Genomic DNA, 19,394 nt, shown 5'->3' with positions numbered 1-19,394 from the left:
AGTGGTATTATAGAATGAATTAAAAATAGGACAGGAATTAGAATTCAAGCTTGAGACGGAGAAATGGTGGATAAAAACTACTAAGTTGGTTTGCCGAGATATAAAAAAACCGCTAGCAAAGTGCTAACGGAAATATCAGTTTTCGGCGATTGTATCTCGAAGAGATTTTCTATTATCTGTAAATAGCGGTTTAACCCTTGTAAAAATCAGGGATATGCGTTATGCTTGGTTAGGTTTATGTTTAGCAGCCTTGTTGCCAGCTATTTATAATAGCGATAATGAAACTGGGCCGGGGCTTTTTGAGAACATTAAGCTATATATATTCTTAGAAAGGAGGGACTACAATTGGATAAAAAGTTAATAGACGAAATACTCAAAGACATTGGTCTGGAACACATTGACGGTTTTGAAGACCAGGAAGAGTAAGCTGGAAGCCATTTGAGGGTAGGATCAAATGGCTTCAATTATTTTCTGGGGGCATTTCTTTAAGCAAGGTCGAGACTGTAACCAGTTCATAGCCTTGCTCCTTAAGATTTTTAATTACAACAGGCAGAGCATCGGTAGTCTGCTTGCAAGTATCGCTGGCGTGCATAAGAATAATGGCACCGGGATGAACCTTCTTCTTTACTCTTTCTATAATGGTAGCGGTTCCCGGATTCATCCAGTCCAGAGAATCAACACTCCATTGAATAGCCTCATAATTTATTTCATGAATGGCTTCAATAACGTGGTCATTATAGTCTCCGTTGGGGGTTCTTATCAAATTAGCATTCACTCCTCCTACCTCATGGATATTCTTGTGAGCTTTCATAACCTCTTCCTTAATTTCGCTTTTACTCAAAGTACTGTAATTGATGTGGCGATAGCCATGACTGGCCAGTTCATGACCGTCCTTTTTAATCCTTTGTACTGCTTCCGGGTTTTCTTTAACCCAGGGACCGGAAAGGAAAAAGGTGCAGGTTATATCCGCTTCTTTCAGAATCTCAATAACCGGCAGGGGAGTTTTATTACCCCAACTAATATCAAAAGTAAGAGCCGCCATCTTTTTCTCAGTTGGCACTTCATATACCGGCTTATTTTTATTATAGGCCTGTACATATAAAGCCCCACTTACCAGGATAATCAGGGTAATCAGAGCGGTAAGGGTCAGCCTGGTTCTGGCCCGTATCTTGTAAAAACCAAAAACCTTGGGCATGCTTTTTTCCTCCTCTCTTTATTCTCCTACATTTTTATGGCGATGTTTCCAGCTTTATTCCTGCTTTTCCAGGAGCATTAAATCGCTCATAGTTAGAAAACGGTAACCTTGCTGCTTAAGCTCAGGAATCAGTTTATCCAAAGCTCGTGCTGTTTCCAGGCCGTTTTTATAGCCATCATGAAGTATTATAATCTGACCAGGTTTTATGTTTTTTATTATGTGGGCGGAAATTTGGGAGGAACTGTTTCCTTGCCAATCTTTACTATCCTGCTGATAGGTCCAATAGGCTATGGTGACTTTTTCTTTCTGGGTGACCTCAACCATATCATAGGAAAGATAACCGCCTGGTGGGCGAAATAGCCGGGGCTTCTGGCCGCTGATGCTTTCAATCGATGCATTGGTTTTCCGTATTTCTTCCTGGTAAAACTCCTTTTTCTTGTGATTAAAATCCGCGTGACTATAACTATGGTTACCGATTTCATGCCCTTCACTGGCCATTCTTTGCAAAAGTTCAGGCTGTCTTTCCGCTCTTATTCCCACAACGAAAAAGGTGGCCTGGGCTTGATGCTTCTTTAATACGTCCAGAACTACCGGGGTATTTACCGGATCGGGGCCATCATCAAAGGTAAGGGCCACTGCTTTTTCCGTAGTTTTTACATCAGTTATCACTAGTTTCTGGGCTTTCCAATTATGCATATTGGGGTGTAAGGCCAGGTTATAAGCCCCCAGTGAAATACCCAGAAACAGGATTCCGCCTAAAAAGACCCCCACGCTTCGTTTTCGCAATACAAAAAACATAAAAGCATTTCTCCTCATTTGCTGATTCTAATTTATATGTTTTAGAAAGGCTGTTTATGTTCCCCATTAAGTTAGCAAGTCAAAGAAGCGTCCTTCTGTACCCCTTCGACAGATTATATAAAAAACGACAATATAGCCACTAGATGGATTTGCCCGGGAGGTGGGACAGCGGGTTCTTTTTATGGATAAAGGACTAATCCCCCGCCACGTTGCACGCTGTGTTTAAAACGGCTCCGCAGTTTCTTCCGATGCTTAAAGGGAGGAAAGCCTTCTGAACATTTTCATTCAATGTTCAGAAGGCTTTGGCTAAATAAACTTGATAATATTATTTCAGATTTAAAGCTTTGGTTAAAACTGAGGCAGCCTCAGCCCGGCTAGCATTATTCTTAGGTCTGAAGGTTTGATCAGGGTAACCGCTTAACAGCTGAGCTGATACAGCACTGGCTACAGCTTCCTGGGCCCAGACTGAGATATCGTTTTTATCCTTAAAACTAATTGCCTGGGTAGGCTTTCCTGCTTTGGCAGCCTTAGTAACCATTACCGCCATCTGTTCACGGGTGATGGGCTCGTCTGGCTTAAAATTGTTGTTGTTGAAACCGCTCACTATACCTGCATCACTAGCAGCAGCGATATAATCCTGTGCCCAATGGCCGGCAGTATCATCAAAAACCTTGTTTCCACTTGCAGACAATTTAAAAGCTTTAGCAAGCATGCTGGCAAATTCAGCTCTGGTAATTGTTTGATCAGGCTTGAAAGTGCCATCCGGATAACCGCTAAGGATACCGATGCCTAGCATATTGCGAATAGATTCTGCCGCCCAATGACCGTTAATATCAGTCAATACCGTCTGATTGGCTGCGGGCTGACTGATCATCGGTACTGCTGCGGATTCCTTTTTCTTGGCCAGCACGGCAAATTTGGTGAAGTGATTTATTGTACCGCTTACTGTACCTGTACTCCAATCCACCTTAACGTTATCCAGCTCTACCCACTTGCTGCCATTCCAGAAGCAGATAGTCAGTTCATCTTTGCTTTGATCTGCTTTACTCTTGGTAAAGGGAAGGGTCACAGTAATGTCCTTGGCAAAATTGCCCTCTTTATCCTTGGTAATTTCATAAACATCACTAATCAGTTTACTTCCGCTGTCAACGGTCAAACCTGATGAACTAACTATAGCTACATGAACATATATGCCGCTGCTGACTGCTCCTGAAGGTATAACTACTACAACTCCGTTTTTAGTGACAGTCGCACCAGAACTCTGTACCTGTTGCCCGCTCGAAGTAGAAACGGATCCACCACCACCGGAGGAACCACCACCACCACCGCTTCCCCCACCGGCGGATGAAGCTTCCACGCCTTCAGCCGCAGCAACCAGCACACCTACATCTTTGCCTGCAGTTGTGTAGTCGTCTGCTGCGGAGCCGGTTATGTTTTCACCTTGGCCCGGGATAATTACCTTGGCGTCTTCATATGTCCTGGTAACCCGCTTTCCTTCTGGAATGTTGGTGCTGGTCTTTGACTGGGTATTGTTGTAGGCTACAAAATACTGGGCTACATCCGCTTTGCTGACAAATGTCTTTTTGCCGTCTTTTCCGATTATATTAAAACCAGTTACGGCAGTGTCATTCATCAGGGCAGATCCAATTATGTCGGCCAGCCACGCTCCGTTGTATCTGTAGTACATTGGCCTTGAATATCCATAAGGTGCTTGGTTTTCATCCTTGCTGGGAAGCTGCACGGAAGTTTTCACCAGGTCTGTGTAAGTATAGTTGGTTGTGCTGCTTCCATTTGTTACATAGAAATATGGGTTCTCTGTGTATTTAAAGGATACTGTTTGGGATGCTCCTGTTCCCACTGTTATCTTCTGAAATGCCGGTTCTCCGCTTGCCAGTACAGAATTTACTACTCTTGGCGCCTTAACCGCAAATTCCATTCCCGGCATAAGGCCTGTAACTTTTTGGTCTGCAACGATTGCCAAGTCAGGGTTCTTGGCGCTTACTGCCTTTAGGGTATATCCATCTTTGCCCGTAAACTGTGCTCCGTCGTAGCTGACTACAACCCCCATTAAATACTTGATGACTGTTGCATTGGCCCCACCGATGTTGGCATCATTTTTCCCTGAGCCGGTCTCTCGGTAGGCTCTCAGATAGCCGCTGCCCTTGTCCGCATCCTTGAAGACTCCGGGAGCATCGTTAATATTGTTCTCATCCGGATTAAGATATTCTTCATGTATACCATATGCAATCACAGTTCTGGCTGCTTCTATGGTATTGCTTCCGTTGTAGTGAGGGGCTGTCAGCCATGCAATCTTATCCTTGTAGCTGGAGTTGTCTATGGAGGTTGCCTGATCTGCATGGTATCCATCCGATTCTGCATACTGGATAATCATATCGCCGGTAATTGTAACCCCGTTCAGGTTGTATAACAGGTTGCTTAACAGTGCTCCCTTGGCTGTTACCGTCTTGATTACGCTGTGATCATTGTAAAGAAAGTCTTCCGTTGTTTCATAAGCTTCCAGCTCTGCTTTTGTGTAATAGTAATACTTAGCTGTACTGTCTGCGCTTTCTTTTACCGCAATATAGAATACTGCATTCTCTGTATCTCCACCTGCAGCTTTGCCATCGGTTACTTTTGCTGCATCAAATATACCTTCAGCTGCTTTCAAATCGGTAACTGCCTGATTTACTTGGGCTTGAGTAGCCTCCGTATTATCTGCTACTGCTTGAGCCGTATCAATTGCCGTCTTGAGCGCAGCCTTCGAGCCAAGTGCATATTGTCCTGCTGCTGACCCTTCTACTGCGTTCGTATATTTTGTATTTGCCGCTTTGATTGCATCGGTAAGAGCTGTCTTGCTTACTGCTGTTACTTTTGCTGCATCAAATACGCCTTCAGCTGTTTTCAAATCGGTAACTGCCTGATTTACTTGGGCTTGAGTAGCTTCCGCATTATCCGCTACCGCTTGAGCCGTATCAATTGCCGTCTTGAATGCATCCTTCGATCCAACTGCATACTGTCCTGCTTCTATCCCTTCTGCTGCGTTCATATATTTTGTATTTGCTGCTTTGATTGCATCGGTAAGAGCTGTCTTGCTTACTGCTGCCGATTGACCGGTTATCGTCAAAGTGCTGAGATTCTTCACCAGCACCTGATTGCCAAACTGACCTGGGCCGTATAATCTTAATATAGTATTATTTGTAACCTGACTTCCATTTTCCAGTGCATCATAGGCGACAAACCATTTGTCGATATCTGCTTGTGAAATGGCATTGGCAGCATAATTATCACTTGTAGCCGGCTGAATGCTCTGCCCATCAGCAACACATACACCCATCGCATTAAGCAGAGCAGCCAGCGGAATGCCCGTCACACTATGATTATGCAGCGAACCGCCGCTAGAATATGAATAATTTGTTTTGTAAACACCTTTTCTGATTATTTCAGAAATAGAAATCTGATTTTCACTCTTCCCATCTTCTATAACCGTAAGCGCTATATCCTCAGTACCCGCCACAATACTGTTTACATACTTTACAAAGTGACAGTTATTATCTTCATTGACCTCTTTTTGCCCATAAGCAAACAGGGGATCATATGTATCTGCCGCTGTAGTGGGTACAACAACTGTTGCTTCAGAACTGGGAGCGATCGTGCTGGAAACTGTGCTTTTCTTTAATGCCAATATTGGAGCCACTGCCGTTGTGCTTTGTTCTCCCTGGGGATTAAAGTAATATCTTGATTGGTCGAAGGCATTCTCCAACACAAAAGAAGTCCCATCGGTAGACTTTACTTTTAAGCTCAGGCCAGTGGAAGGCGTAACACCAAGTCCTGTAAACGCTTTTTCCAAATCAATTCCTGTTAAACAGCTATATCTCCACTCCCTAGCCCCATGATCATCACTTGAAGAGTATGAAGCATTGGAAATCCATGCCTCCTCACCAAAATAGCCATATGCTCGTGTTCCATTGTCATACTGGCGAAGATCATTTAAGTTCTCCTCGCTTAAATAATAATAATTCTTTAAAAACCCCATCTTGGAAGCATTCATGGTATTTCCTGCAAATACCACTACCTTTTCAGGTGTAAGCTCACTTAGCCCTATGCCATTCTGTTCCCATGCATTATCATCTGCCGCATAAGATGCAGACGGCATTGCTATGATACACGAAAATACCATACAGACTAACAAGCAATAAGTAATTATTCCCCTTTCCCACTTCTCACCATGTCTCACTTTTAATAAACTCATTCAATCTCTCTCCTTACTAATCATTAATATTTTATAAAATTAGTCCGTTTCCACCTCCTCTCTTAATCCCTCCCACTAACCTTTAATCCGTCAACCGCTGAACTGATCCAGGCATACATTACCGGGGCCTGTGCTAAAATAAAGCTCAGCATATATATACCTATCACAATACTGCTTAGCCATTTTCTTGAGTTCTCATTTCCCCTCATAAATTCAACTTCTCCTTGCTGATTCTTTCGGTTACGGATATTTATTAATTGTTTCCGCAAAGCGCAATCGAAAGAAGAAACATAAAAAAACCGGCTCAAAAATATATAGCCTATCTGTTGGTCCGCTTATTTGGAGAAAAACTATTAGTACATATAAAGCCAGTTAAGTTATGTTATGCTTTTTAGTGTTTTGTTTTATATTTTATCATGTTTTATTGGGTTATGTAACTTAATATAATGTATTATAATAATGTGGTTAATAATGTAAAATAGCTGCTCTGACAGTCATATATGACTCTTGGAGCAGCGAATCATTTGACCAAAAAGTTTCGGAGCACGAAGCGTTTTTTGCCGATTTATTGTATTATTATATTTCTGAACGATATCCGGCTTATAAGCAAAAGGTATTGGAAAAGGTTGGCGAGGTAAAAGCAAAAGAGGTGTTAACCAGGACCGAGGGGGTGTTTTTGTGGCTGCAATGCCTGAGTCAATTCAGCAAACAATAAAAGATTATATAAACCAGATAAGGAACCAGATTACAGTTGAAAAGGCGTTTGTTTTCGGTTCATATGCCTGGGGAACATATACTTCCGATAGTTGTTGACCCCTACATTTTGTCAAACAAAAAAAGCAGGGACTTCCCTATAGGGAAGTCCCTGCTTAATCCTATTCCACGGTAAACTTCATTCTCGTCCTTATACCCAGGGTTTTATTTAAAGCTGATTGCAAGCCGGGTTCCAGTATCAAGTAGTAGCTTGCCCCGGATAACCATTGGCCATCAGGAGGCTTAACCGAAATCTGGCAGTTATTGCCGGGTACCCCTGCAACGATTACCCCCTCAACTTTATTATCCCCGTTAATATCAGTAGCCACGTAAATATTGCCAAGGTTCTGTTCATCCGGTAAAACTGGGTGGGAAAAAGTGATAATCCGTGGTTTAGTAGCATCTGTAATTGACAACTCCTGGAATTCCCGTACGAAGTTAGCCTGCAACTGACGGCTACTCTCACCCAGGTTAAAGCTGTAGACGCTATTTCGACTAAGCATGGAGCCGTTTTCACTCCAGTAATCAAAAACATATCCACTTTGGGCTTTAGCTCTTACCGTGATTAAACTGCCACCGTAAAACGTCCCATCGCCACTGACGGTCCCTGCTTTGGTGTAATTGCTGCTCAGGCTTACAGTATAACTGGCAGGCTTAGGATTACTTATAGGGGTGTAAATTACAAATTCAGTAAAGTGCTTGGTCCAGACTGCCAGGTTCGAATCAACATCAATTTTACCATCTCCATCAGCAGGAATCTCGCTATCCGCAACATCCTGCCGATCGGCAGAGAGGATACGGGTAATAGGGGTGAATACTCCATTTCTAATATAGCCCACCTGCTGCTGAGCCTGACCGGGAATAAGTATTCTTACCGCCTGGGAAAAGCTGATTTGCTCATCCTCCAGACCCAGTACGATAACCGTATTAACCTGACTGGCGCCATTTATGTTAACACTGGGCTGATTGCTTATCGTAGGCAGCTTAAAAGTCCCATCCCAGCCGTCCGGACCGCTGGCAATAGTTCCTTCCGGTATTTGTATTTCTACTATACCCAGGGCAGTGGAACTGTTGATATTCACCTGAGGCATTGTGCTGCCCGGTGTAACCTCAATCGTAGCCTCGACTTCGGGGGGAATACTAATGCTTACTGGTACATCGTGCAAGACTATGGTTTCTTCTGCAGTGGCAGTTATGATGCCATCACCGTCACGGTACAGCTGGCCGTTTTTCCCCCTTCTGCAGTAGTTGCCGTAATTACGGCTTGCCCCGGGGCTACCGGGGTTACCAGTCCGGTATTATCAACCCTGGCTACTGCAGTATCGCTGGAATTCCAGTAGACATAGGGATAACTGGCATAGGAGGGCTGCACCGTTGCTGCTAGTTTTTGAGCAGGACCGTTTACTTCCAGGGTTAAACTACTTTTATTAAGAGTTACTCCGCTTACCGGGTACCACGGGGGTGGGGGAGAAGCCGCCGTGTTGACGGTTACACTGATACTGGTTCTTAATTCAACGCTATTAGGATTTACTACCCCCGCCGGAAGAGTCACATTTCCATTTACGGTGAAGGTCTGCCTGGTAGTTACAGCCGGGTCATAGGAGCAGGCGGCTACATACCAGGTCACATTGGCCTGTACATTTCCGTCATTGGTAATCAAGGTCACCTTGGTTGGCAATCCCAGGGCTTCTGCTGTATTAGCGGTACCGTTGGCTATGCCGGTGATGGCAGAAGGTGCGGTTATGCTGACCAGGGTTTTATCAGTAGAAACTGCTGCGTTAACCCTTACGGTAGCTGTTATCTTTAGCTCGGTCTGTGGATCTGACTGGTCTACTCCTGCCGGTAAGGTAAAGGTTCCGGTAGCGGTGTAGTTGCCTGCATTATTGCTGTCATAGCTGGCTATGCTCCAGCTTAAACTTACGGTATGGGTATTGTTGTTGCTATCAGTTATGGTGGTGGTAGCTGCCAGCGCTGCCAGGGCTATTGCTTCTGCGGTGCCATAAGCTACTTCTACATTACTTACTGATGTAATGCCGGTTATAGTCGGATTAGGTTCTACTCCTTGAGTTTTTACGGTAACGATAGCCGTTACCTTTAGCTCGGTCTGTGGATCTGACTGGTCTACTCCTGTCGGTAAGGTAAAGGTTCCGGTAGCGGTGTAGTTGCCTGCAGTATTGCTGTCATAGCTGGCTATGCTCCAGCTTAAACTTACGGTATGGGTATTGTTATTGCTATCAGTTATGGTGGTGGTAGCTGCCAGCGCTGCCAGGGCTGCTGCTTGTGCGGTGCCATAAGCTACTTCTACATTACTTACTGCTGTAATGTTGGTTACGGTGCCAGCTTGAGCTTTTACGGTGACCCTAATGGTAGTGGTCAGGGGTTTATTGCCGGGATTTATTACCCCGGTCGGAAGCGTTACGGTTCCATTTACGGTGAAGGTCTGCTCAGTAGTTACAGCCGGTTCATAGGAGCAGGCGTCTACATACCAGGTCACATCGGCCTGAACATTTCCTCGATCCGTAATCATTCTTACTTTATCAGGTAATCCCAGGGCTGCCGCTTCTTTAGCGGTGCCATTGGCTACACCAGTGATAGCAGAAGGTGTGATGATGCTGATCAGGGTTTTATCTGGTCCAACAGGGGGATTGTTTATCAGAGAGGGGTAGCCGTTATTCCCACCATATTTCCAAATACCACCAAAATTCCATTGGAAATAAATATGGGCACCATAATTCCCGCCTGTCATATCAGCTGTAGTTTTGCCATTTCCGCCGGCAGATGAAGTAATTCCTGATGTATTTATGTCCCAATAACTATTAGTGACGTAAGGAGCGCTGAATTTAGAGTCATACCACCCTACCAGACCACCGACTCCTCCAGTGCCCGTTACGGCACCGGTGGAATAAGCGTTAGTAATTGTACCGCAATAAGTCCACCCTACCAGACCGCCAACATAGTTCTCGGTACCGGTTGCAGCACCCGTGGCGTATGAGTTGGTAATTGTACCGGAAGAATTGCTCCCCACCAGACCGGCGACTTTACCTCTGCCAGTTATTTCGCCTGTAGCGTATGAGCGGGTAATGGTACCCTGATTGTATCCTACCAGGCCGCCGGTACACTGCCCCCCGACCACATTACCGATAGCGTAGGAATCGGTAATGGAAGAATTCTGCTGGTTGCAACCGATCAGACCACCGACACAATCATCTGTACTTGTTACATTACCTGTGGCGTAAGAGTTGAAGATGGTACCCTGATTGTATCCCACCAGGGCACCGGTATTTTGTTGGCCGATAACATTGTTATTCTCCAGTTTCACATTCCGGATTTTGGCAGTAGTACCGGTAAAACCAAACAAACCGGTGTAATTCTCTGTACTCCGGTTGATAGTAAGGTTACTGATGATCTTGCCGTTGCCGTTAAATATGCTGGTAAATGGAGACCCGTCACTGCCAATGGGTTCCCAACCCGAACCGGTATAATAACTGCTCAGGTCGATATCTGCTGTCTGCTGGAAATGCTTATCCAGGTGATATCTCACATTGTTAAGTTGTTCGGCCGTTGCAACCTGATAAGGATTATCTATGCTGCCGTCACCGCCGGCAAAAATTACATATTCAAATGTGGATACCGGGCTATTTTCCATACCCTCTTTTATTGCTATGGCCTTGATGGTCATGTTATATGCTACTTCTATCATATTGGTATACGGGGTGCTGGCAGTTGTCGGCTTGCTATTATCGGTCGTATAGTAAATGGTTGCCCCTTCGCTTGCAGTAGATAAGGTAATATTTTGCGTTCCGCCGTAAGTACCGGATGCCAGACTGGCACTTGGAGTAACTACCATAGTAGGATCAATAATCGTCAGAGTGAAGTTCTTGATGCCACTAAACATACCTTTGCTTATGGTAGCTGTCAGGACAATTGTTTGGTGACCTTGACCTGTTGTTGGTCGGGTAACTGCTCCGGTGGTAGTATTAATCCAATCTACAGGGTTTGCACTCCAGCTTATAGATGTACCGTTTGGTCCGGTGGTGGGTAACGGGCTTTTAAGATTGGTTGTAATATTATCAGGTGAAGTGTTTCCGCCTTTGATGCTTTCCCAGGTCAGGGCCTCTATAGCGGCATCAACCGCTTCAGCATCCGGATAATTAACAATATGATAAGGTTTGAAACCCGTCAGTATTTCGGCTAAGGATATGGTAACTTTTACACTGTAATGGCCGGCCGGGACCCCGCTCGGCAAGTATAAACCTAGCTGAACCTGATTATCACTAATGACACCGGTAACTGAATCAACCGGGGTGGCCAGGGGACTGCCGTCATTATTAACCAGTGTAGCTGTAACACTAGTTCCGTTCTTGACATTGTAAGTTTCCACACTAACATCTATATATTGAGATTGTCCTGTATTATGTTGAGCGGGGGTCAGTGAAATACTGCTTATCAAGGGAACGTCAGTCGCTGTGGCAATATTATAATTTTTGGACATGATACTGGCTGAACCTGCTAACTGAGCGCGAACCTGGTAGTAACCAGGAGCCAGTTTATCAGGGATAACCATGGTAACAGTGGCCTGACCGTTAATAATCGTTCCATTTCCCGCTATACTTTTATACGTGATTTCCTGGTAAGGATCTTCCTTTAAATTCTCCCAAAATTTCTTCAGGTCCTTATTATCCAAATCGCCAGGACTAGGATAGAACAACGGAGCCAGAGGATTGCTTCCTTGAGCATTCAACAAACAGATCGAGACCGGTGTACCATCAACAGCTCCAGTGGCATGAATTGTGGCGTTAACCGTCTGAATCTCTCCGGCAACACCCGTATTTTTGTTAAGGGTCAAATAAGTTATTTCAGGAATACTCGCTAGTGAAAATAGTTCAAAATCCAGCTCGTCAGACGGGCCATCAAACACTTGGCTGGATGGGGAAACGCTGTAACCGGTTTTCTCCGCCGTTATCCTGTAGGTGGACGCCGGGTCGAAATCCCGGGTCCAGTGACCATTGCTATCAGAAATCACTGGTTGAGGCGCATTTGCGTTGCCATTTTCTACCGTGAAGTTGATATGGGTTCCGGCTACAGGTGATAATACTTTCAGCGTATAGGGTCCTGGAGTATCTGAGAAGACTACAATACGATATAAACCGGGGAAATATATGTTAGATCCCAACGAAAGGTCACCGAATCCGGCTGCAGGGCGACGATAAATATTGTTCCCTACCAAATTCCCGCCTGAAAATGCAGAATAGGTTCCCTTATCCCCATTGGGAAGTGTAGCATGGTCGCAGTACAACAGGGTGCGTGTATACCCCCCGTTTGGAGCATGCAGCTCCAGAGCAATTTTTGTATCCTGGTGGAGAACTAACTGATATTCGTCCTGCCAAATACCTCCCCCCGCCGTAGGATAGAAATAATCGGATTTATCGATATTTCCATTTATCGTCTGCCCCAACGCTATCGGTACTACGATTGCTCCGGTGTTACCACCCTGAGAGTTCAGAGAGCTAACCGGCCCGTTGTAACCCAGCAGTGTATTTCCCGAGCAAACAGAGTAAACGGTTTGACCTACCGTTTCTGGCTGGACTTGACTAAAACCGGGCAATAACAACAATACGAATACCAAGATGCCTAAGATAGACTTAAAACCTGCCAATGCTAACCGTGTCCTTGTATCTTCCACATTTATGTGTTTTGTTCGCTCCAAGACACGGGTACATTCCAATTGGTCTTTCATTCTTAATACCTCCCTTAATTCGTCATACAAAGAATGGAGTATCTATTTCCCATACCTCAATCATCCCAGCAAAACCACCTCCATCAGTTCATTAACCGTCAAGCGCAGTCGCCCGCCGCCCCAGATGACATAGTCGCCGTCGGTGGTGGCGGTTTTAAAGAATGCTTCGTCGGCAAGCTCGCCGTATTTCATGGTGTGCAGCTTGCCGGAGAGGTCTACTGTTACTGTACTGCCGCTCTCCATTTCCATAAAAAGCCGGTAGTCCTTCATGGACAGCACGGTTTTGATGTAATTCACGCATATGCCTCCTTCTCCATAGCAAATAGAAAAATCCCATCCTACAGATTAACTATAGAATGGGATTTTGTTTTGCGCATCGTCCGAATGGACTATCTTAATGGACTATCTTTGAATATTTAATTTCAGTTTTTCCGCCAGGCGGGTGCGGCGGTCGATTTGCAGCTTTTGAAATATTGCTCGCATATGTGCGCGTACGGTGCTTTCCGTTATCATAAGCTTTTCCGCGATTTCGCTGTTGCGCAGTCCTGCGGCTGCCAGTTTGGCCACCTCATATTCTCGTTCCGTTAAGTCAGGAGGCAGCTCGCCTGAAAAAAAGGCTTCACGCAACGTAAACCAGCCTTCTGAGAAGCGCTTCCTGACGGTCTTAAATTTCTCTAAAAGGGCGGGATAATCACGCGCAATGACCTCATCAACCAGATTCCCCAGCAGTTGTGAATATGAGGCAAAGGGAGACACCAACCCATCGGGAAGAACCTTGCGGGCAGCGTCTTCAACAAGAGCAGCGGCTTGAGTACGGTTGTCCAAGGCCATATGGCTGATGGCCATAAGGAAACAAGCAAAGAGGTCCCTATATGGACTTAATAGCCCATCTTCCGGTCGTATGGCCTGTGCTGTGCCTATTACTCGGGCAAATTCACCTTGATGCATAAGAAAGCCCAGGTGTACGAACAACCCAATTTGGATCATAGCGGGCGGCAGGCGACGCTCTGCAAAATCTGCATTTTGCAGCCAATCAGCGATACTCATATGATCCTGAAACTCGTTTAGGAGAACGCCTCGAATAATATCCAGAAGCGACCTGATGACGAGCGTATCCTGTCGGTCAAAGGACGCGGCACGTTCCATTGAGTCGATAGCACGCTCCCAGCCGACTATATCCGCTTTGTGCAGGGCAACATGGGCCAGCAATATGGCGGCACCTAATAGAACTACACTTTGCTGCTTGCTTTCGGCAAGAAACGCTGCCTTATAGGCAAGTATCTCCGCGTCGTTCAAGTTTCCCCGTTGATAGGCCAGTTCCGCGCGAAATAGCGCATCAACTCCGCTGCCGTGGCCATTGGTAAGACGCGAATAGATGGAAATGTACTCCTCCAGCGCATCAGCCTCATGATCAGCCTCACCAGATGTAGTGTAGAACTCAGTCAACGGGGAATAATTGCCGAAGCACCAGAGCGCGGTAGGGAGAATTACCTGGGAACATTGGTTTTTAAAAAGTGGGGCAGCCTGTCTGATTATAGCAGTCATTTCAGCCAGATATGGGAAACTCCTATATGAAGACAACAAGAGCCATTCCCTTAGCAAATTGGAATTCTCCAGTAGTTCCGGTATGGTATGCAGTTCTTCCATTAATATCTCAAACTGCTCCTTCATCCCAACCATAAACAACGCCCAGGCAATGCGAAGCATGTTAAGAATATATTTCTTTTTGATTTCTGCCGGACAATTTTGGGCAATATCAGATGCTAACTCGGTAAATGGCACGCCGCCTATAATCTCCAAATTCATTTCGGAAAGGTCCAGCGAGAGCATCCGCTCATAATCACGGATTTGCATGTAAAAGCCCAGAGCCCTGGCGGTTTGGCCTTCATCCCGGCAAAAGTCTCCCGCCTGCAACAGGCACTGGCGTTCAAACGCAGGCCCGCGCTCCCCACATTTTTGAATAAGAAGTTCGGTCAGAATGCTATGCAGCTCATATTGTCGCTCGACCGGGTCGTAGCGGATAAAGGGGCTCGCGAAGGACTCTAAAGCATATTCGGGCAGTGTATCACAGCCGATGAGGGAACATGCCTGCTGTATACTGACCATCTCAAACGGTGATAAGTACAAAAGAAAGGTTTGTTGCGCTTCAGTCAACTTATCCCACACTAAATGCTCCATGAGAGCCAAAACACCAGGTGTATCGGAAAATGTGCCTGTTTCCAGAAAAGTGGAGAGCTGTAAATAGATCGCGATAATCCAGCCTTCGGTGTAGCGCTCGATCTCGTTTGCATCCTCCGGGGTAATTTTTACATTGGCCAGGGCATAATAGCGGCTGATATCTTCTGCACTCAAACGCATATCGGCAGTTGTAATATGCAAAACCCCGTGACTTGCAACAATAGCAAGGGTATCTCGTTTGAGCATTTGGGTTGCGATAATGACATGTAAACCCTGGCCACCATGTTCGAGGAGCGCAAGAAAAAAAGCTGGGGGCAGGGCGTCCTGCAAAAACTGAAAGTTATCTATGACCAGATAGGTTTCATGTTTGCATTGGACTGACCGCAGGGCTTCACTTGCTTCACCAATGTTGGCGGCGTTAGGAAAATCTATTTTAAGGAGACGTTCACTAGCACGGCTGTCAATCTTCTCAATCTCGCGGCAGAGTCGTCGAAAACCCGCAGAGGTCTTTTCATCCATGGCGGTGAACCAACAGACGGGCGTGCCCTGGGGGAGGGAGTTTTGTAAAAAGTCTCGTATCGCGGTGGTTTTACCGTAACCGGACGGGGCTTCGACAATAGTAACTGGCACAAGACGCATCTGCTCCAATTTGCGTTTGAGCCGGTCGGAATAATAATGCAGTTCCATGCTATTGCTTTTTCCCGTTGCCATTTTTTCCCCCCTATGCAGCTCCTAACCATCAAGCAAAGGGACATCTTTTTTGCTTCCTGTTGCAAAAGCAAAAAAATGTCCCCTCAGAACGCCCCATACAGAGAGATAGCCTGGTTCTTTTCCCTATATTCGAAGGTATACATTAATATTATGTTAGTGATACTATTCTAAATTCATTGTATCATAAATTTATGAGTGGTGGAATATGGGGAAGAACAGGTAAGCAGAGGAATATCCCCTTGCTTCATGAGTGGATGGTGAGGACATGAGACTGATTTGGAAACATCTCAGCAGTGGCCTGATTTATCTTCGTAGTTTTAGATTAATCCCGGGGCTGGTGGGTACTATTATTCCATTTTTCTGGCAACTGGTTAATCTTTATGGTACCCTGCCAGCAGTGATTATTATTGCTGGTGTTTTTCAAATGCTAATAGTGACTATGGCAGCCATAATTTATCCTTTCTTCTTTTTCAAATGGAGTTTTATTGAAATCTATAGCCTGGCAGCAATATTTATGCTGCTTGCTGTTATTAGCTGGCAGTTTATAAATACTGGGGTTAACCGGCGGGCAGGCTTTAAATTGGTTAAACTGCAATTCTCATCCCGTGCCGCGCTGCTTTTACTGGGATTGCTGCTGGGTAATCGTTGGCTGTCTCTGTCCATATCGCCCCGTACTACATTCTGGGACCTGCATTTAAAGCCTCAACTCGCAGGACAGCTCAGATACTGGAGCAGGGAACAAATAGTGGCGGCTATAAGCCATGATTACCGGCAGGCTTTAAATCTTATGGAAGATGCTATATTCTTTGGCTGTTCCCCCGGTTCATTTAAAAAACTTATAAATGCGGCCGGGCTCAAAGAGTCGCAGTATATTATTATGGAAACCATCATTCCCCCAAAGCATGCAGAAATATTTGGCTTGAGACGTCCTTTTTACTTCTATGTAATATCAATCCGTAATCAGACCGGACAGTAAACAAGTTGGGAGATATTCTATAGCGGGCCCAAAACCATGGTGGCGATAGCAAAATAGATGAGCAGGCCCATGACATCCGTTATCGAGGTGATAAGGGGATTGCTGGCTACCGCCGGGTCCAATTTCATTTTTGTTAGTATAAAGGGCAGCATTACCCCTATCAGATTGGCAGCTATAATAATGGTTAACATGGTAAGACCCACAATTAAACCAATTTGCAGGCCTCCCCGCATAGACCCAAATATGGAACTGATGATTCCCATAAACACCCCCAGCAATAAACCTACCATAAGTTCCTTAAAAAACACTCTTATCCATTCATCTGCCGTCACATCGCTGGTGGCTAAGGCGCGTACCATCAGGGTAGATGCCTGAGCACCGGCGTTGCCGCCACTGCCCAGCAAAAGAGGGATGAATACAGTGAGAACTATTACGGTTTGCAGGGTTTGTTCATACAGAGCGATTACTCCCGAGGAAAGCAGGCTTACAAAAACCAGAGCGATTAACCAGCCCATTCTTTTTCCTACCAGGTCTTTTATGCTTGATTCTTGATAACTGGCTTTCAACGGTGTAACGGCGGCGGTTTTATGAAAGTCTTCGGTGGCCTCTTCTTCGGCAACATCCATTACATCGTCAAAAGTAACCAGCCCCAGGAGTATTCCATCCGAATCTACCACGGGAAGAGAAAAGACATCATATTTTTGCATGACTTTAACGGCCATTTCCCGGTCATCAAAGGCACTGAGACTGATGAAGGATTTGCTCATGATGGCTTCCACTGTTTCCTGGGGGTTGGCCAGAATTAACAGGGAGAGCTCCAGAGAATCCAGCAACTTCCAGGATTCGTCAATAACATAGATGGTATGCAGGGTTTCGCTGTTTCGTGCTTTAAGCCGTATGTGATTAATGGCTTCCTGAATAGTCCACTGTGGTCTCACCGCGACATAATCCGGAGTCATCAATCGACCGACACTTTCTTCCGGATAGCCTAACAAGAGCCTGGCTTCTTTCAAATCATCCGGGTTCAAAAGATTAAGCAGGCGCTGAGTAACTTGACCAGGCAACTCCTCGAAGAGAGTGGTTCTATCATCGGGAGGCAGGTTAGTTAATAGATAGCGAGTTTCTTCATTGGTCAAATCTTTAAGCAGGGCATTGCGATCTTCTTTTTCCAAATAGGAGAATACGGCAGTTGCAACCGGACGGGGCAGGAGCCGGAACAATATTACCCTATCTGCTTTATTTAAGCCGATTAACAATGATGCCACATCCGGTATAAGATAGTCATCCCATGCCAATTGCCTTAGTTGATTCCATAGTTGCTGGTTTATTAAATTAGATATCTGTTCCCTCAACTCTTCCATATATACCTCCATCTCGCCAGTAGCGGCGATAGACAAACAGTAATGAAAGTGTAAGTTAAAAAATCGGGAATACGGCAGAATAGGTCTTAAGGGAAGGCAAACTTCCTTCGCAGGCAAACCCGGGCAACCTGCTCTGGCATTATTAATATGTTTGCCTGGAATTAGGTTAAACAGGGTGCATTTACAGGGCAAGCTTACAGAAATAGCAAAATAACGGGTTTTTTCACCCGCTATTTTGATTAGCCATATTGTTAGCCACTGATGGGCAAACCCTGTTATTTTAGATTCTTATGGAACTATTTTAATTATGGCCTCCAGTTATTTTCTGTTTCGATAATTCCGATACACTGGAGTGTAGAGTGATTTCATGGTGGGCCGTATAAGATTCGAACTTATGACTTCTTCCGCGTCAAGGAAGCACTCTCCCACTGAGTTAACGGCCCCATCTGTTTTTAACAGTTATTATTTTAATGCAGTCAGGTCAGAAAGTAAAGTCTATTGAGCAACTCCTGTCTTCTGATGGTTCGTGCGGAAGATAGGAGAACTTGATGATTCCTATATGCAAAAAACAGATCAAGCTATAAAAATAAGTCTTGGATTGGACGGATGAAAAGGGTATATACATTACGCATAACCAGGGCGTATAGTAGACATGGGGAAGGGGCAAGGGATGACCGTCAGGGAAGTATTGAAACTCTTATATAAAGACGGATGGAAAGAAGTTGGAGGTAGAACAAAAGTTCCCATATGAAAATTATCTGAGAAGGGGAATTGAAAAGCAGGGACTTCCTCATAGGGAAGTCCTCGCATTTGTAATGACTTTGTAAAGCGTTTGTGAGTAATATATTGACAATTGCATATAATACCTTAGAATTTAATTATAGAAAGGAGCTGATAAACATGGCCAAAACAACCAATTTAAATATTCGTGTCGATGAGGAATTAAAACGGGAAGCTGAAGCTATATTTAACGAACTGGGGTTTAATATGTCCACAGCCATGAATATATTCCTGCGTTACTCCGTTCGCTACGGTGGCATCCCTTTTGACCTCCGCATCGAAAAGCCCAATAAAGAAACCATGGCTGCAATTGATGATGTTAATAACAACCGCAATATGAGTAAAACTTTTGATAGTGTAAGTGCATTAATGGAGGATCTGAATGCTTAAAATCAGGTACTCCAGCCGATTTAAAAAAGACTTTAAAGCTATTGTCAAGCGAGGTTATGATGTTAAGCTTCTCGAAGAGGTTCTTAATCTTCTGGTTCAAGAGAAGGCCCTTCCTCAGAAGTATCTTGATCATCCACTTACCGGTAACTATGCCGGGCATAGGGAATGCCACATCACACCTGACTGGTTACTAATTTATAAGATTGAAAAGGATATCTTGATATTGTCTTTGACACGCACCGGAACCCACAGCGACCTGTTTTAAT

Annotated in this window: 11 protein-coding genes and 1 tRNA gene; 3 read left to right on the top strand and 9 right to left on the bottom strand. The window is 44.9% G+C overall.

Annotated elements, in window-relative coordinates; all coding sequences use genetic code 11:
* Positions 1 to 460 precede the first annotated feature (460 nt).
* The 7 genes from pdaB to AWB54_RS08805 form a co-directional block, all read right to left on the bottom strand.
* Positions 461 to 1,195 (bottom strand): polysaccharide deacetylase family sporulation protein PdaB, encoded by a 735-nt coding sequence (pdaB, locus tag AWB54_RS08835; RefSeq protein ID WP_061214246.1) that lies wholly within the window; start codon positions 1,193 to 1,195, stop codon positions 461 to 463.
* A 54-nt stretch (positions 1,196 to 1,249) separates the two neighbouring features.
* A complete protein-coding gene (locus tag AWB54_RS08830; RefSeq protein WP_160328936.1) occupies positions 1,250 to 1,993 on the bottom strand; it encodes a polysaccharide deacetylase family protein in 744 nt (247 codons plus the stop codon).
* A 325-nt stretch (positions 1,994 to 2,318) separates the two neighbouring features.
* On the bottom strand, positions 2,319 to 6,242 hold the full coding sequence (locus AWB54_RS08825; RefSeq protein ID WP_061214245.1) for an S-layer homology domain-containing protein: 3,924 nt from the start codon (positions 6,240 to 6,242) through the stop codon (positions 2,319 to 2,321).
* Positions 6,243 to 7,117: 875 nt separating this feature from the next.
* Positions 7,118 to 8,161: an InlB B-repeat-containing protein gene (locus AWB54_RS16295; protein WP_061214244.1), complete on the bottom strand. Its 1,044-nt coding sequence runs from the start codon at positions 8,159 to 8,161 to the stop codon at positions 7,118 to 7,120.
* Positions 8,162 to 8,187: 26 nt separating this feature from the next.
* A complete protein-coding gene (locus tag AWB54_RS16290) occupies positions 8,188 to 12,732 on the bottom strand; it encodes a chitobiase/beta-hexosaminidase C-terminal domain-containing protein (protein WP_061214243.1) in 4,545 nt (1,514 codons plus the stop codon).
* 60 nt (positions 12,733 to 12,792) lie between these two features.
* Positions 12,793 to 13,029: a DUF2442 domain-containing protein gene (locus AWB54_RS08810; protein ID WP_061214242.1), complete on the bottom strand. Its 237-nt coding sequence runs from the start codon at positions 13,027 to 13,029 to the stop codon at positions 12,793 to 12,795.
* Between the two features lie 105 nt (positions 13,030 to 13,134).
* Positions 13,135 to 15,621 (bottom strand): LuxR C-terminal-related transcriptional regulator, encoded by a 2,487-nt coding sequence (locus AWB54_RS08805; protein WP_061214241.1) that lies wholly within the window; start codon positions 15,619 to 15,621, stop codon positions 13,135 to 13,137.
* Between the two features lie 265 nt (positions 15,622 to 15,886).
* On the opposite strand from AWB54_RS08805, the gene AWB54_RS08800 reads away from it, so the two are divergent.
* Positions 15,887 to 16,597, top strand: coding sequence for a hypothetical protein (locus AWB54_RS08800; RefSeq protein ID WP_061214240.1), 711 nt, complete (start codon positions 15,887 to 15,889; stop codon positions 16,595 to 16,597).
* Positions 16,598 to 16,614: 17 nt separating this feature from the next.
* Here the strand turns inward: AWB54_RS08800 and mgtE are convergent, their stop codons facing one another.
* Both mgtE and AWB54_RS08790 read right to left on the bottom strand, forming a co-directional pair.
* Positions 16,615 to 17,958: a magnesium transporter gene (gene mgtE, locus AWB54_RS08795; RefSeq protein ID WP_153014697.1), complete on the bottom strand. Its 1,344-nt coding sequence runs from the start codon at positions 17,956 to 17,958 to the stop codon at positions 16,615 to 16,617.
* Positions 17,959 to 18,326: 368 nt separating this feature from the next.
* Positions 18,327 to 18,401 (bottom strand) — tRNA-Val (locus tag AWB54_RS08790).
* A gap of 457 nt (positions 18,402 to 18,858) precedes the next feature.
* Between AWB54_RS08790 and AWB54_RS08785 the strand changes: the two genes are divergently transcribed.
* Both AWB54_RS08785 and AWB54_RS08780 read left to right on the top strand, forming a co-directional pair.
* Positions 18,859 to 19,128 (top strand): type II toxin-antitoxin system RelB/DinJ family antitoxin, encoded by a 270-nt coding sequence (locus tag AWB54_RS08785; protein ID WP_061214239.1) that lies wholly within the window; start codon positions 18,859 to 18,861, stop codon positions 19,126 to 19,128.
* Entirely contained in the window at positions 19,121 to 19,393 is a 273-nt protein-coding gene (locus AWB54_RS08780; RefSeq protein WP_061214238.1) for a type II toxin-antitoxin system RelE/ParE family toxin, read from the top strand. Before AWB54_RS08785 ends, AWB54_RS08780 begins: the two co-directional genes overlap by 8 nt.
* The last annotated feature ends 1 nt before the right edge of the window (position 19,394 follow it).

Source organism: Syntrophomonas wolfei subsp. methylbutyratica (genome assembly GCF_001570625.1).
Lineage (GTDB): Bacteria > Bacillota > Syntrophomonadia > Syntrophomonadales > Syntrophomonadaceae > Syntrophomonas > Syntrophomonas methylbutyratica.
Note: the sequence above shows the minus strand (reverse complement) of the source record. Positions and strands in the feature narration are given on the sequence as shown.

Excerpts from the sequence above, each read along its gene's own strand:
- AWB54_RS08785 (WP_061214239.1), top strand. The coding sequence starts at position 18,859 with ATGGCCAAAACAACCAATTTAAATATTCGTGTCGATGAGGAATTAAAA.
- pdaB (WP_061214246.1), bottom strand. The coding sequence starts at position 1,195 with ATGCCCAAGGTTTTTGGTTTTTACAAGATACGGGCCAGAACCAGGCTG.
- AWB54_RS08800 (WP_061214240.1), top strand. The coding sequence starts at position 15,887 with ATGAGACTGATTTGGAAACATCTCAGCAGTGGCCTGATTTATCTTCGT.
- AWB54_RS08825 (WP_061214245.1), bottom strand. The coding sequence starts at position 6,242 with ATGAGTTTATTAAAAGTGAGACATGGTGAGAAGTGGGAAAGGGGAATA.
- AWB54_RS16290 (WP_061214243.1), bottom strand. The coding sequence starts at position 12,732 with ATGAAAGACCAATTGGAATGTACCCGTGTCTTGGAGCGAACAAAACAC.
- AWB54_RS08780 (WP_061214238.1), top strand. The coding sequence starts at position 19,121 with ATGCTTAAAATCAGGTACTCCAGCCGATTTAAAAAAGACTTTAAAGCT.
- AWB54_RS08805 (WP_061214241.1), bottom strand. The coding sequence starts at position 15,621 with ATGGCAACGGGAAAAAGCAATAGCATGGAACTGCATTATTATTCCGAC.
- AWB54_RS08830 (WP_160328936.1), bottom strand. The coding sequence starts at position 1,993 with ATGTTTTTTGTATTGCGAAAACGAAGCGTGGGGGTCTTTTTAGGCGGA.
- mgtE (WP_153014697.1), bottom strand. The coding sequence starts at position 17,958 with ATGGAAGAGTTGAGGGAACAGATATCTAATTTAATAAACCAGCAACTA.